Raw genomic sequence first — 15,749 nt, forward strand, 5'->3', positions numbered from 1 at the left:
GGGCCTCGCTACACGCGGGGCTTTTTGTTGTCTGCGTTTTGTTACGTTCTGTAACGAATTATCATAAATATAACATAGGCATCTAATGTTAATTTTTGTGTTTTGTGCTACACCTTTATCGCTGCGTAAGCAGTTGATGACAAAACAAATAACAAAAAGGATGCATATGAAAACATCATTTAAGTACTCCCTATGTGCGCTGGCAGTAAGTTCATTGTGTTATGGCAATATTGCTTTAGCGCAACAAAGTGAAGAGGCGCCAGGCGCGCAACAAGTTGAGCGCATTGAAGTTACCGGCTCGCGGATTAAACGCAACGATTTAGAAGGCGCGGCGCCAATTGATATTATTAATCGCGATGAGATTGCTAAATCGGGTTTTTCTAACCTGCAGCAATTGTTAGAGCGTACGCCAGTCGCCGGTACCGGTACTTTCTCTACCCGCGGTAATAACCAGGACTCTACAGCCAACGGTGGCGCTGCCATCAGTTTACGTGGCTTCGGTTCTGATGCCACGCTGGTGTTAATCAACGGTCGTCGGGTTGCCGTCAGTGCTTTTGCTGAGAATATCGCTAACTCATTCGTTGATATTAACTCGATCCCAGTGGCTGCCATTGAACGGGTTGAAATTCTAAAAGACGGCGCCTCAGCCGTTTATGGTTCAGACGCCGTAGCCGGCGTAGTGAATATTATTTTGCGCAAAGATTTTGATGGCGCTGAATTGAGCGTCAGTCATGGTGGCACTACAGGCCCGTCTTACGATGAAACCTCAGCCAGTTTGGTCTGGGGTACCGAGTCAGATGATGCAAACGCTACCTTAATTCTGGATTATTTCAAAAATACCGTGATAACCGGTGCGGAAATGGGCCGCTTTGGCACGGCTAACCAGGAACCCTACGGCGGCTTGGATCTGCGTTCATCACGCGGCTTCCCTGGCAATTTTATTGTTGATGGCGAAACCCGCATTGATCCGGGCTGTCCGGCCGATCAGGCTTTTGGCCAGACCTGTGTATTTGACTATGGCCCTTTTGGCATGGTGATCCCGGCGGCAGAGCGAGTGGGCGCCATTTTCCAGGCGAGTCAAAACTTCACCGATAGTATGCAAGGCTATGTTGAATTGTCAGTCCAGCATAACCGCTCGCAAGCGTCGGGTGCTGCGACACCTTTAGACGGTGATGCTGGCCTGACCGTGCCCGGTACTCATCCAAATAATCCTTTTGGCGAGGACATTGCTATTAACCGTTTCCGTACTGTTGATGCGGGGCCAAGGGTGTGGGACATAGAGTCAGACTCATTACGTATGGTAGTGGGTTTACGTGGGCAGCTAAAGAATTGGGACTGGGATATCTCTGCGCAAAAAGGTCGCAGTGAGTCAATGCAGACCGGCAGCAAGCAGCAAGGTTGGGTGCGTACAGACTTCCTGCAAGAGCAGATTAATCTAGGCAATTACAACCCGTTTGGCGGCACAATTAATTCACCTGAGGTGATAGACGCCATTACCACCTCGCTGGTGCGCCGCGGTGAATCACATATTACTGCTTATGACGCCAGTATTAGCGGTGAAGCCTTTGCGCTGGGCGATCAGATGGTATCGCTAGCGGCGGGTGTTGAGTACCGTGAAGAGGACGCTTTCGATCAGCCGGATGATCAGTTCCAGCGTGGGCTGATTTTTGGCACGGAATCGGTATCGGCTCAGGCGCAGCGTGACCAATATGCCGCTTATGTTGAATTGTTAATTCCAATCGATGATACCTTGGAGTTCACGGTAGCAGGCCGCTATGACCACTACAGCGATTTTGGTTCAACGACAAACCCGCAATTAACGATGAAATGGCGCCCTCGTGATAACTTTACTGTACGGGCTTCATTCGGCCAGGGTTTCCGTGCACCGTCGTTAGCACAAATTGGCTTAGGCCCGTCACAAGAATCGGTGTTCTTTACCGATACTTACCGTTGCCCAACGCCAGATGCTGCTAACCCTGCCTGTGCGTCAACGGATTACACTATAGTATTTGTCGGTGGCGAAGGTTTACAGCCAGAAGAGTCTGAAACCTATAACCTGGGTTTTGTCTGGCAGGTTAACGACGAATTTGATGTAACGGCGGATATGTGGAGCATTACGCAAGACAATAAAATAGACAAGAATGATTATGAAAATGTCTATGCAGCCGAATGTAACAACCAGAACAGCACGGTGTGCGTGCGCTTGGCACCATTACCAGGCCAGACATTGGGCGAGTTATCCCGCTTGTTCAATAGCTATGTTAACGTAAGTTCACAAGAGGCGACCGGTCTGGATTTGTCGACGTCGTATCGTTTGGCATTACAGGATATGGGGCAGGTAAGGTTTAGCCTGGATTGGTCTTATATCAGCAAATTTGAGAAAAATGGTATCGACTATGCGGGTGAATATAACTATCCACAGCATCGCTGGCTGGCTGCGGCAGATTGGAGCCATGGCGACTGGGGTATAGTTACCAGCTTGAGCTATATTGGCCAGTTTGAGGACTATGCGGCACCGAGTGATGTTGAGCGTACTAAAACCCGCTCCATTGATGCGCAGATGCTGCTGGATATTCAGGCACGTTATAACCTGAATGACAAAACGCAATTGGTACTGGGTATGAATAATGCGCTGGATGAAGATCCGCCATTTGCTATCGGTGATGGTGATGGTGATCTCTATGGTTATGCATCTAAGGTGCACAATCCTCGCGGCCAGTACATTTATGCTAAAGTCAGCTATCGCTTTTAATTTAAGCTAGTAACGAAAACAGCGCCGGTCGGCGCTGTTTTTTTATAGCCTAAGCTATCACTCCACTATCGGCTCGATATGGATCTCTACCCGGCGGTTTTGCGCACGGTTAGCGTCTGAGTTATTTGGCACTATCGGATAATTCGGCCCATAGCCCTGGGTTTCAATCCGGATTGCCTGTACGTTTTGCGCCACCAGATACTGCTTTACACTGTCAGAGCGCTGCTGAGACAGGTTCATATTGTATTGGTAGGGACCGGTGTCATCAGTATGGCCAGCGACCACCAGCATAGTTTTTTCGTAGTCACGCAGTACCTTGGCAATATCATTAAACACCGGGTACAGGTTAGCGCGGATATCAGAGCGGTTCACCTCAAAGGTTAATTGCGCCGGTATATCTAAGCGTAGTTTGTCGCCTTCGCGTACCACTTTCACGCCACTGCCACTGAGCTCTTCATTCAGTGCTTTTTCCTGCTTGTCCATGTAGCTGCCAACGGCAGCACCGGCTAAGGCGCCCACAGCAGCGCCAATCACCAGGCGTTTGTCTTTATGATTACCGGTGGCTTTGCCCGCAACAGCACCAACGACAGCACCAATGGCGGCACCTTTAGTGGTATTTGAATATTCTGTTGAGGCACAGCCAGCCATCACCAGACTGGCCGATAGCAATGACACTAATAAAACAGAACGACGCATAATAAACTCCCAATAATATATTGATGTCAGCTTAGTGTTTTTAACTGAATTTGTGCTGAACTATAACGGCTGAAATTTTGCCGTTTTGTTTAAATTATGTTTATTTTTATCCGGTTTATTCACTTCAGTACATTTTTTCAGTATTGTAGGCGGGTTTAAACGCTGAGCAGTTGTACTGTAGCAGATAAAAAGGATTTAATAATGAAAAGAATGGTGCGCTTTTGCATACTGCTTAGCAGTATCTGCATGATGCAAGCTGTTGTTGCAGAAGTATATAAATGTACCGATGCCAACAATGAAGTGGTGTTTCAGGGCGAGCCTTGCCGCGGTGGTGATGAAGTAAAACTGGATATCCGTTTTGCCGAGCAGCCACAGCAGGCGGTCAGCAACCTGATTTCGGGCAGTTGGTGTGAAATTGGCACTTCTAATCTGCCGGACGGTACTGTGCAGCAGGATAACGCGCTGCGTAAAACCTGGATTTTTAGCGAACGCCAGATGGTGCAGCATATTAGTCAGGAACAACGGCGGGATACCTTTAAGTATCCGATCCGCCAATCACCCGGTTCTTTTGTTATCGACCATCCGGCCTTTGGTAGCGGACAGGTAAGCTGGCAGGTGAAAAAGCTGACCGAAGACCGCCTGGTGCTGGCGGCTTATGGCGGTTTTACCCATTTATCCGCCGGCAACTGTGAAATTGCCATGGCGAGCACTAAGAATTAAATAGACATATAGATGCCCAAACTTTAAGCTGCTGACAACAACGCAGTGTAAAGGTGTGGCTATGTTAAGTTCTGTCTGGCGGCGCATTGTAATTAAAGTTGGCAGTGCGCTGATCTCTCCTGATGCCAAAGGCTGTTCTACCCGTTACTTACTGGCGATTGCCCGCTTTATCAGCGAGTGTCGCCAGCAAGGCATTGAGGTGGTGCTGGTGTCGTCCGGCAGTGTTGCCGCGGGCCGCACGGCTATTGCTTTTGCTCATCAGCCGCTACCGATCAATATTAAACAAGCGATGGCGGCGGTGGGCCAAACCCAGATGATGGCGACCTGGAGCCATTTATTTGATTTTCGCTGTGCGCAAATTTTACTGACGCATGATGATCTGGCCGACCGGCGCCGCTATCTGAATATCGACAATACCCTGCGCACGTTATTGGCCAATCAGGTGCTGCCTATTGTTAATGAAAACGACAGTGTTGCCACCGCCGAATTAAAGGTCGGCGATAATGATAATCTGGCAGCCATGGTGGCCATTTTAGTCGATGCTGATGCGCTGATTATCTGCTCTGATATAGATGGTCTTTACAGCGCCAACCCGCGCACTGTGCCGGATGCGCGTTTTATTCCGCGGGTGGAAAAAATAACCGCCGAGATTTATGCCATGGCCGGTGGCAGCCACCATGCTATTGGCACCGGCGGTATGGTCACTAAAATTCAGGCAGCAGACAAAGCGACTAAACTGGGCGTGGATACGCTGATTATTAACGGCCAGAAAGCGGCCAGTTTTGATGCTCTGCTAGCGGGCGAGCCGGCCGGCACCTTATTTGTCCGTCAGCAGGACAGGCTAAGTGCCAAAAAGCACTGGCTGCTTAACAGCTTAAAAAGCCAGGGCAGTATCAGCCTCGACAGCGGTGCTGTGCAGGCACTGTTACATAAAGGTGCCTCGTTACTGGCAAAGGGTATTGTCGGCGTGAGCGGCCAGTTTGATAAAGGCGACGCCATCTGGCTGTGCGATGATAGCGGCAAACAACTGGGCAAAGGTATTTGCCAGTACAGCGCCACCGAGCTACACCTGATCAAAGGCTTGCACAGTACCCAAATTGCCCAGACACTGGGCTTTTGCCCCAGCGAAGAAGTGGTACACCGGGATGATATCGCACTGACAACCTAACGGCAGGTGGCGGATGAAAATAGCAGTAGTAGGCGGTGGCATTAATGGTTTAAGCAGTGCCTGGCAACTGGCGCTGGCCGGCCATCAGGTAACCTTGTTTGAGCGTGATGCGCTGATGCAGGCTACCAGTAGCGCCTCGTCTAAATTGCTGCATGGCGGCCTGCGTTATCTGGAACAGGGCGAATTCCGTCTGGTGCGTGAAGCGCTGCAGGAGCGGCGCTGGTGGCTGAAAAAAGCACCGCAGCTAACCCGGCGCCTGCCGATTTTATATCCGCTATACACCCACTCGCGCCGTGCCCGCTGGCAGCTGAAAATAGGCCTCTGGCTGTATGATACCTTCGCCGGCCGCAAAGGCATTGGCCGGCACCGCTGGTTAACGCCGCAGCAGGCGCTGCGCTGTTCGCCGCGGTTAAAGCCCGATGGTTTGCTGGGCGCTTATTTATTTTTTGATGGCCAGATGGATGATCAGAAACTCGGCCTGTGGATGGCACAGCAGTGCCGTAAAGCCGGTGCCACCCTATTGGAACACACGCCGGTACAGCAGCTAACGGCTGATGGCCGGGTATTACTAAGCTCGGGCTGGCAGCAGTTTGACCGGGTGGTGAACGTCGCCGGGCCCTGGAGCCAGCAATTGCTGCAGCAGTCGGCCTTGCCAACGCAGCCACTGGATCTGGTGCGCGGAAGCCACTTGTTGTTACCGCCGCTGTGTCGCTATGGTCATATGCTGGAGGTGCCGGGCGAAGCGCGCATTGTGTTTGTGCTGCCGTATCAGGGCAACACCCTGCTTGGCACTACTGAAGTACGGCAGCAACTGCAGCAGCCCATTCAATGCTCAGATGCTGAACGGCGTTATCTGCTTGATGTGTATAACCATTATTTTAACCCTGCCGCCACCGCCGATAGTATACTGGGTGATTTTGCCGGTGTGCGGCCTTTACTCGGCGGCAGTAGTAATGCCAGTAAGGCCAGCCGCGAGTATCAGCTGAATTGGCAAGGCCGGCTGCTGACGGTATCCGGCGGTAAATGGACTACCGCCAGGGCGCTGGGTAAAAATGTCGCTGTACAGGTGACGCAATCAGTAAGCAAAGGCTAAGTCGGCCGGCAGCGCCCGATCCGGCTGCTGATAATCACAAACGCCGTGCGGGAAAACCGCCGTCAGCGCAGCCTGAAACGGCTGCATCTCTACCGGCTTATAATCGCCACGCGCTATCGCCTGTGCCACGCTTATAAGCGCACAGTTGAACATTAAGCCGTGTTGTGGCGCACCGGCCCGGAGCCGGCTGTTGCTGTACGGCGGGTAGCTGGCAGTGCAGTGGCCGTCCGCTTGCCAGACGCCGTTGCCGGCAGCAATCACAGTGCCATCGGCGGCAAAGCACTGATCCTGCGCCGTAGTGGGCTTTTGTTTTGTAATTAGCCATTGATCCATGACCGCTATGGCGGCAGCGATAGGCGTATGCTGCGGGTGGCTTACCCAAATCAGCTGGTTATTGGCATGGCCATGGCGTTTTAGCAAGCGCTCACGGGCGGCAAAAGACGGCTGCAAATGATGCATATCCAGTGCCGGGTCCAGATAATGCCGTAAGTCCAAAATAGGTTTATCGGTCAGACCTAAAAACAGCTGGCCATAACGATAAGCCTGCGTAATGGCCTGGCGGTTTGCGCTGTAACGCGGCGCTGGCTGCGCTGAGCCTGACTGAGCCATGTTTTGCCGGCCAAAGGCGCTTAGCCACAGCGGCGCATCAACAAAGGGCAGGTAGCGAATATGCTCTGGCTGCATTTGCACCTGTGGCCGCCAGCTGCCGATGGCACGATTTAGCGCGACAAAATCTTGCGCGCTCAGCGCCCCCTCTTTTAGTGCCTGCAAGCCATACTGCACACCGTTGTTGTCCCACAAACTGTGGCCAAAGCCCTGCTCGTCAACGCCATAAATACTGGCTAAATCGCCCCAGTAACTCCAGTTTACCTCCGCCAGTAGTTTATCATCGACCAGCCGCTTTAATTTGCCCTGCCGCGGGTTATGCACTAATGACGATAGCCCCAGCCAGGCATTGTGGCATTGGGTTGCACCCTGTGGCAGCGTCGGCCAGATACCTTCGGTGAGTTGTGCCAGCGCGACCTGCGCAGAGAATTTCAGGCTATGCTCAGGCGATACGCTTAAGCCCTCCAGCAGCTGGCGCTGCGCCAATGATTGCCAGCGGCCTTTGTCTTCAGCAGTAAAATAGTAATAGTTATGCAGCAGATCGCAGTCGAGCGCATACAGCGTCTGGCTTAGCATATCCGGGTAGCTGTACAGCGCTATGCCGCCATCGAGTAAGTCGGGGTGGTTTTGCAGCAGCAGATATTGCGCGATGCCGCCGCCTGAACCGCCAATACCTAAGGTATAATGCGGCTGACCAAACAAACTGATAAAGTGGCGTTTTACCCGGCTGGCCGTGTCTTCGGCCAGTAAAAAGTTATAGCCATAGCTGGTTTTATTTATGCTGGCGCTAATGACGGCGAACCCTTGGCGCAGCTCGTGCTGACGGTCGCGAATTAAGCGTTCGGGTTTAAGGTAGCCCTGCCGATAGCCAATGCCGACACCGCCGTGAAACTGATAAATTAGCTTATGGTTCCACTGCGCTGCGGCGTTGCGCTGGCCATATTCTGCCGGCGTTATTGGCATTAACAGGTAATAAAAAAACCGGTTAATGGTACCCAGCTCCAGCCGCAGTAGCTGCTGGTCAGCGGTTATACTACCGCCGTTAAAACGGCTAATGTCGCCATTTGCCTGCAGCAGGTAAAATTGCAGCTGTGCTGGCTGCTGGCAGTCTTTGCTGTAGCCGGCTGGCTGGCCGTTTTGCCGCACTGCCACGCCATAGCCTTGCTGGTTGTCAATCAAAGGAGCATCCAGAGCCTGGGCGCTAAAGTCGCAATACAGTGGGTAGTGCAGGCCGCCACTATACAGTGGCATCAGCGGGCCAGGCTTACCCAGCGGAATGGGGTAAGGGTAGGGATCGTTTGGCCTGGGCGTATAGCGGATATGGCCGCTGACCTGTAATAGCGGGCCTGGCTGCGCTGGTGCTATGCCCTGTACCGGGTTAGGCTCGCGCCAGCGCTGCCCCGGTGCGCTGCTGCATTGTGTCAGCAGTAGTAGCACCAGCAGTAAGGCAAATAGTGTTAAACCTAAGATACGCATGCCGTGTTTTTGCTGTGGTAACCTGGTTTAAGTTTAGTCAGTGCGCGTGAAGTGGGGATAAAAAATAGCCTGCTGCGACTGACAACAGGCTATTACTTTATAACGTAATGGCAAGAATTTTTGAGCGGCGCTGGTAGTTATACAGCTGCTTTTTCTGCGCCGGTAAGTCCTCTACCGTCAGCAGCTCAAAACCATGCTCTAAAAACCAGTGAATACTGCGGGTGGTTAAGGCAAACAGTTTGCTGTATTTGCGTTGCCGCGCTTGTTGGATCACGGCTTTAAGCAAGATGCTGCCGCGGTCGGCGTCGCGGTAATCGGGGTGTACGGCCAGGCAGGCAAATTCGCCGACATTGTCATCCGGAAACGGATACAAGGCGGCGCAGCCAATCACCAGGCCATCGCGTTCAATTAAGGTGAACTGGTTAATTTCCATTTCCAGCTGCTCACGCGAGCGCCGCACTAGCAGCCCCTGTTGCTCCAGCGGCCGGATTAAGTCCAGAATGCCGCCGATATCCGATATCGTGGCCTGACGCAGTTTCTCTGCCGATTCGGTTACAATCTGAGTACCGATACCATCGCGGGAGAACAGCTCCTGCAGCAGGGCACCGTCTTCGTCATAACTGACTAAGTGGCAACGCGGCACACCGGCGCGGCAGGCGCTGATGGCGGCATGTAAAAACGCAATAGTGCCAGTGCAGGCATCATCCCGCTGCTCCAGTTGCAGCATGATCTGTTCAGCGGCGTTAGGCATGAGTTCAGCAATAATCTCCTCATCTTCGCCGACAATGCCGCCAATTTCGTTAAAGCCGATCATTTTGTCGGCTTTTAGTTTAATGGCTACCTGAGTAGCAATATCCTCAGCCGTTAAATTAAAGCTCTCGCCGGTTACGGAGGCGGCGATTGGCCCCATCAGGACGATGCCGTTGTTATCCAACTGCCGGCGGATACCGGCGGCATCAATGCGGCGCACCCGGCCACTGTGGTGGTAATCGACGCCTTCATCGACACCCAGCGGCTGGGCAATGACAAAGTTGCCACTGACCACGTTAATCTGTGCGCCCTGCATTGGCGTATTGCTTAAACTCATCGACAGCCGGGCGGTAATATCCAGCTGCAGCGCACCGGCCACCTGTTTAATTAGCTGAAACGAATCATCATCGGTTACCCGCACCCGGTTATGATAAGTCGGCTCTAACCCCGCCTGCTGCAGTGCCGCATTAATTTGTGGCCGGGCACCATACACCAGTACCACTTTAATGCCCAGGCTGTTAAGCAGGGCCACGTCATTGATAATGCTGCGAAAACCGCTTTGCATAATGGCTTCGCCGCCCAGCATCACGACAAAGGTTTTGCCGCGGTGAGCATTAACATAAGGGGCAGATTGACGAAAACCGGAAACAAGTTCAGTAGTACGCACGGGCGTTGGGCTTCCTTCTGATAAGACACTAGCTATATAGGACATAAAGATGGCAGCTGTATGACAAAATGCCAACTTAAGCTGCGTTAAAGCCGGCATTTTAGGTGAAAAGTGATTTTATATCTACTTTTTAAGCATATTTATTCTTTATTTGATGGTGTGCCGCCTGTCGCTTGAAATGACGCTTACAACTGCCTAAGGTAACACCATTCACCCAGCTTAACGCCGGTTAGTGCGACAGCCCGACAGGAACATCAAATGCAGCAGCCAGACAATAACAGCAGTAAAACTGCGGGACTGCCCTGGTTTGCTCTGGGCTTTCTCAGTGTGTTTATGCTGGCCGGTATTGGCGGGGGCATTGCCTTTTTCAGCGCTGGCCAGATGGGTGCCGGGTTAATGTTCAGCAGCATGTTTTGCGGCATATCCGGATTGATGATGTACTTATTATTGCAAGGCCACAAGAAGTCGCGGGCAGAGCAGGCCATGTTGCAAGGCTCGGCGCCGGTCGAAGGGATCGCCAGCAACAATAAAACCGGCTACAAGGGAATGCTGGGTATCGGCGCGGTTTTCTTTGTTATCGGTGCGCTCATTAGCTATCCGGCACTGACTGAAGAGCTACCTAAAGCCAATTATGCGGTATTGTTGGTACTGCTGTTTCCGCTGGTTGGCGCGCTGTTGTTGTGGCAGGGCCGCAGCAAGTTACAGCACTGGCAAAAAATTGGCAAAACGCCGTTTTTTGCGCAGCCTTTCCCCGGTAATGCCGGCGGCCAGGTGGGGGGCTATTTTACCCTGCAGCATGGCCGTTTTGCGCAGCTGCCTCAGGCGGAGCTGACGTGTTTGCACGTGTATCAAAGTGGCAGTGGCAAAAACCGCACTACCCATCGCCAGCCAATGTGGCACGGCCAGAGCATGGTGTCCCGTACGGTAGATGGCAAACACTGGCTGGTGCTGGATGTACCGGCTGAGCTACCGGCAACGGGTAAAGATCCGCGTTATAAAGGCCGGATAGAATGGCAGCTAAGCTGCAAGGGGACACTGCAGCAAGGGCCGGAGCAGCTTGAATTCAGCCGGCAATGGACGTTGCCGGTGATCGCAGGTCATGCGCGTTGTGTCTGGCAGCCCAGTGCCGCAGAGCGTGAGTTACAGCAACAGCAGCGCCAGGTTGCAGCCTTTGACGCTGCCGCCAGCCAGATCCAACAGCAGGTACAGGGCAATACACTGTATTTAACCAGCAAAGCCGGCCGCCACAGGGTTGCCGCTTTATCGATGTTGTTATTCGGTAGTATTTTTACCGCCTCTGGCCTATTTCTCACTATCGAAGCCCTCAGTCAGGGTGGCATGCTCTGGCTAATGGCGCTGGTGTTTACACCGATAGGCGTGCTGATTTTACTGTTTGGTCTGTTCTGGCTTGGCCGCAGCCTTAACGCCAGTGTAGCGCCCGGCAAAGTGTGGATGCAGCGTACTATGTTCGGCATTGCGCTGTATCAGCGCCAGGCGGCCCTGAGTAATGCGGATCAGCTGCAGATTAAACAAACTATGGTATCTACCAACGGCGAAGGCGAACGCACCGAGTATTACTGCCTGCAAGCCAAAGCCGATGGCAAAACGCTGGTACTGGCCGAAGGCATAATAGGCCGCGATGCGGCAGAGGCGTTAAAGCAGCAAGTGGTTGAGGCCTTGCTGCGTTAATTGTTACAAAAAGCACAGGCCGCAGTTGCGGCCTGTATTGTTTCTGCGTTATTCGCTTTACAACGTGAGCAATTACCAGCTGCAGAGTTCGGTCCAGCTGCTGTCGCTACCAGGGATTGACTGCGTCCACCAATTAGCCTGATACAGCGCGTTTTGATAAATCAGCTTATCGCTTGCGGCGGCGTGGCTGGGTTGGCCTTGCCAGTCTAACTGTGGCCAGTTCGGATAAGTGTTTATCTGGCTTAAGTCATAACCCGGGCAGTTACCCGGCGGGCTGTTGCCATTATCAGGGCCACCATCATCACCGCCACCATCGTCTGCTGCCGGGCGCAGATCCAGGTTATAAAAGTGGTTGTTATCCCTCACATAAGCACGGTTTGCTGCTATATCGCTGCTAAATTCCACGTTATCGCCGTTTAACCGCCCAATTTGTAGCAGGTTGCTGTACTGGGTATTTACCTGCGCCGCCAGTTCTGTCGCCCACAGTGCGTTGGCAATATTACTGGTAGTGATCTGCCAGCTTTCATCTATCAGCTCCTGACCATTACTATCGAATAGCCTTAACTGGGCATAACCGCCGACTTCAGCCGGCGTTTGCAGGTTGACGTAAGCACCTTTATCAAACCATAGCGGCGGCGGGGTGTCGCTATTGCCATTTACCAGCTCTATGTCGGAGCAGTTATAAAAGCCTTCGCCGACCACATCAACCCGTTGCCAGCGCGTGTACAGCACCGCCGGGCCGTTGCGATCAGTCGGTAGCGGTACCTGCAGCGTGTAATAGCCGGCATCGGCCGGCACATCGCTTTGCTGGTGAATCAGCTGCAGCTGATTCCAGCTGAGTGGCTCGCTGGCAATATCAAAGCCGGGTTTACTTAAATAAATTTGCCAGAAGCTGGGGTTATGTGGCGTGGTGGCGCGAAAGCGCAGCGTTAACTCACTGCTTTGTGCCAGATCGATAGTGGTGCGCTGCCAGTGTGCTGATGGGATATCGATACCGCTTTTACGGCTGTCGCCGGCGGCGCACAGGCTGCCGTCGCTAACGACGTTTTGTACCGCCGCCATATTGCGGTAATCGGCGACATTGGCCGAAAATTCATGGTGTTGGGTCAGCATATAGCCGCCGGACTCCTGGTAAGCAGCCCGGCAGGCCGCATTCGGAACACCGCTGCCATCGGCTGGCCACCAGTAGCCGCCGTCGTCTTTACATATTTGCTGCCGGGCTTTGGGGTAGTCGACATAGCCATGGCTGCTGGCCTGTAGGCTGATAAATAGCAGGCTGGTTGTCAGCACTGCAGGGATTAAATGTTTGGCTCGCATAGTGGTTTCTCTTGGTTGTCGGGCTTGGCGCTCCGGGTCGAAGACCTTCTCAGGCTCGCCACAGCAACTCGCCCGCACTGGCGTGCGGACTCAGACACTCTGTGGCGCCCTGATAAGGCATCGACCCTCGCAAGGAAAAGCGGTGAGTTTGCAGCTTACCGCCTTGCACTCTGTAGCAGGTTATAAATTACAGATAAAACTCCAGCTGCCATCACTGCCCGGCACCGAGTTAGTCCACCAGTTGGCTTTATATACACCGCCCTGATAAGACAAATGGTCACCGCCATTGGCATGGCTGGGGTTACCGGCCCAGTCGGTTTGCGGCCACTGCGGGTAGGGGTAGATGGGTGCGCTGATACCGCCGCAGCTGTCGCCACCATCACCACCGTCGCCACCGTCACCGCCATCACCGGCGCCAATACTGACTACCGGTAACTGCGGATACTCTTCAGCAAAGGCATATTCATTACCGTTAGCAGTAAGTACCCAGTTTGATGGCATCGGCATGGGCAGCTGATAATTCAGCGTTACGGTAACGCTGTCGCCGCTGGCCACGCTCAAATAAGCCGGCAGGGTAAAGGCAACGCGGTGGAAGTTATTTTCAAGGCCGCCAATATTATTACCACTGGCGTTACGGCCGCTTTCAACCACGGTTAAACCAAAGCCGCTTTGATCGCTAATGCTATCCGGTATCGCTGTTGGCACATCAAAGCTGACGCTGCTGCCACCTGGGATAGTGCTGCCGCTGTGGTTAGTCAGTGTTAGCTTAGGGTTGATCGGGAAGTTCTGATCGCCCAGTTTAAAATCACTGATGCTCAGGCGCACATCGACGGCCTGCGCTGGCATAGTGCGCTCAGCTTTTACTGCACCATAAGGTGTGGCGCCGTTAAAGCTGTTGTAAAACTGCGTGGTCAGCGTATTGCCGATAAAATACTCACCTTTGGTGGCATCCCAGCCGTAGTCGCCGGCCAGCTCCCAGAACATTACACCGCCGATGCCGTTATCAATCACGTACTGGGCTTTGGCGGCAATGCTTTGCTCGGTTTCGACCGATAAAAACACCTGTTTCTGCGCATTCCATAACCAGGGCGCGACGGCAGTGGCATCATAATGGCGGTTGTAGCTGCCGGTTAGCTGATGCTCAGGGTTAGCCGGGTTAAGGCCATACAAGCCAAAATAGCTGGCGCTAATGCCTTCGGCCAGGTTCATGGTATGCCACAGCGGGTTAGAGCCGGCCGGCATCTCGTTACCGTTCACATCTTTGTCGTGCCACAGGTTGTCAATGCCCACAGCGCCATTGCCGCATTTGCTGACTGTGCTGCCACCGGTGCCCGGTGGGCACTCACTCTGGTTAGGTAAGGCTGCGCTGCCCCATAAACCGAAGCTGCCGCCCTGCACATCTTTCCAGCCACGGCTGTAGTACGGGATACCTATGTTAATGCGGCCGGCTGGCATAGTGCCGCGAAAATAACGGTACGCCCAGTCGGTATTCAGGTAACCAATTTGCTGGTATTGCGCGGTGTTGTAGTAGTTCCAGGCTTTTAGCTCGGCGTCTTCACCGGTGTCGTACAGCGCGGCGTTGTGGCCGACAAACTGGTTCCAGGCACCGTGCAGGTCGTAGCTCATAATGTTGACGTAATCCAGATACTGGGTTACCTGAAACGCTTCCATGCCACGCAGCAGGTAGCCCGAGGACGGCGAGGCAATCGTCAGCAAATAATGCTTACCGTCTGCGGCGCCGGCGGCATCCAGTTTTTGCCGCAGCACTTTCATCAGCTCAACATAAGAGCGCATTAAACCACCGCGCAAGCTGTTGGCCAGCGCAAAGTCATCCGGGTTGCCGGCATCGTTCATGCTGGTCGGGTACTCATAGTCAATATCCACACCATCAAAGCCATACTGGCGGATAAAGGCTACGGCCGAGTCGGCAAAGGTATTAATACCCTGCTGGTTAATGCTGAGGTCGCTGTTGGTGGTCATGGTATAAAAACCGCCGCTCGCCACCCGATTACCGTCGCTGTCAAAATAGCCGCCGGTTTCAGCCCAGCCACCGACTGAAATCAAGGTTTTCACATGCGGGTGCTGCTGTTTGTATTTTTGCAGCAGGTTAAAGTGGCCCTTGTACGGCAGGTTGGGGTCAAGCTCAGCACCGGCGATGCCAGGCCATTCCATACCGGTAGAGGCATTGGTTGGATCGCTGGTGTCACCGACTGAAATCTGATTTGCCGCATTTACATGGGCAAAGGCGTAGTTAATATGGGTAATTTTATCCCATGGGATATCTGAGGCTAAATAGGCCGGCTGGCCGTTTTTGCCATGACGCCAACTGGTAAAGTAACCAATGATACGCCGTGGATGATCCGGGCTGATAATCTCGCGCCCGTCGGTGTCATACACAGTGCAGTACGGCACGTTAATACCGGGGGTTTGATACAGGCCATCGGGCCGGCAGCTGCTGTCGCCGGGTACGCCGGGATCAGGCTCAGGTTCCGGGTCTGGATCGGGTTGAGGATCAGGCTCCGGTTCCGGCTCGGGTTCCGGGTCTGGCTCGGGTTCTGGATCCGGTTCCGGCTCAGCCCCATCGCAGCTGCCCAGCAGGGTCCACTCCTGATACGGTGCCGAGTGGCTTACAGGGTCATTGCCTTGTGTCCACCAGTTAGCCTGAAAAGCCTGTTGTTGCTGTTGTACCTGACTGCCGCCGCCATAAGCAGCATCGTTTTGCCACAATGGCAGATTAGTGCAATCGACCGCTCGGGCCGAAAAGGCCGCTGTACTGGCTAATGCCAGCAGCGACAAGGTTGTTGTAAGTTTCATA

The 15,749-nt window shown here is 53.3% G+C and carries 10 protein-coding genes; 5 read left to right on the top strand and 5 right to left on the bottom strand.

Annotation, left to right across the window (positions count from 1 at the left end; all coding sequences use genetic code 11):
• Positions 1-166: 166 nt before the first annotated feature.
• Positions 167-2,752 (top strand): TonB-dependent receptor, encoded by a 2,586-nt coding sequence (locus tag EYB30_RS08285; protein WP_166838448.1) that lies wholly within the window; start codon positions 167-169, stop codon positions 2,750-2,752.
• Positions 2,753-2,809: 57 nt separating this feature from the next.
• On the opposite strand, the gene EYB30_RS08290 is transcribed toward EYB30_RS08285, so the two are convergent.
• Complete coding sequence (locus tag EYB30_RS08290; protein ID WP_166838449.1) at positions 2,810-3,448, bottom strand: YiaD family glycine zipper/OmpA-like lipoprotein; 639 nt, start codon at positions 3,446-3,448, stop codon at positions 2,810-2,812.
• Between the two features lie 201 nt (positions 3,449-3,649).
• Between EYB30_RS08290 and EYB30_RS08295 the strand changes: the two genes are divergently transcribed.
• The 3 genes from EYB30_RS08295 (at position 3,650) to EYB30_RS08305 (ending at position 6,429) form a co-directional block, all read left to right on the top strand.
• Entirely contained in the window at positions 3,650-4,168 is a 519-nt protein-coding gene (locus EYB30_RS08295; RefSeq protein ID WP_166838450.1) for a DUF4124 domain-containing protein, read from the top strand.
• Between the two features lie 61 nt (positions 4,169-4,229).
• A complete protein-coding gene (gene proB, locus EYB30_RS08300; RefSeq protein WP_166838451.1) occupies positions 4,230-5,336 on the top strand; it encodes a glutamate 5-kinase in 1,107 nt (368 codons plus the stop codon).
• 13 nt (positions 5,337-5,349) lie between these two features.
• Positions 5,350-6,429: a glycerol-3-phosphate dehydrogenase/oxidase gene (locus EYB30_RS08305; protein WP_166838452.1), complete on the top strand. Its 1,080-nt coding sequence runs from the start codon at positions 5,350-5,352 to the stop codon at positions 6,427-6,429.
• Here EYB30_RS08305 and EYB30_RS08310 read toward each other — a convergent pair.
• Entirely contained in the window at positions 6,412-8,511 is a 2,100-nt protein-coding gene (locus EYB30_RS08310) for a DUF6351 family protein (protein WP_166838453.1), read from the bottom strand. The two genes, EYB30_RS08305 and EYB30_RS08310, sit on opposite strands and share 18 nt — an antisense overlap.
• Positions 8,512-8,608: 97 nt before the next feature.
• The gene (argA, locus tag EYB30_RS08315) at positions 8,609-9,928 is read right to left on the bottom strand and encodes an amino-acid N-acetyltransferase (RefSeq protein WP_166838454.1); all 1,320 of its coding nucleotides are present in this window, start codon (positions 9,926-9,928) and stop codon (positions 8,609-8,611) included.
• Between the two features lie 258 nt (positions 9,929-10,186).
• Between argA and EYB30_RS08320 the strand changes: the two genes are divergently transcribed.
• Positions 10,187-11,617 carry a hypothetical protein gene (locus tag EYB30_RS08320; protein ID WP_166838455.1) on the top strand — a complete coding sequence of 477 codons (1,431 nt, stop codon included), beginning with the start codon at positions 10,187-10,189 and terminating at the stop codon, positions 11,615-11,617.
• A 72-nt stretch (positions 11,618-11,689) separates the two neighbouring features.
• Here the strand turns inward: EYB30_RS08320 and EYB30_RS08325 are convergent, their stop codons facing one another.
• A complete protein-coding gene (locus tag EYB30_RS08325) occupies positions 11,690-12,934 on the bottom strand; it encodes a lytic polysaccharide monooxygenase (protein WP_166838456.1) in 1,245 nt (414 codons plus the stop codon).
• Positions 12,935-13,114: 180 nt separating this feature from the next.
• Positions 13,115-15,748, bottom strand: coding sequence for a glycosyl hydrolase family 18 protein (locus tag EYB30_RS08330; protein WP_166838457.1), 2,634 nt, complete (start codon positions 15,746-15,748; stop codon positions 13,115-13,117).
• Position 15,749: the final 1 nt, after the last annotated feature.

It is taken from the genome of Rheinheimera pleomorphica, from assembly GCF_011634895.1.
Taxonomy (GTDB): Bacteria; Pseudomonadota; Gammaproteobacteria; order Enterobacterales; family Alteromonadaceae; genus Alishewanella; species Alishewanella pleomorphica.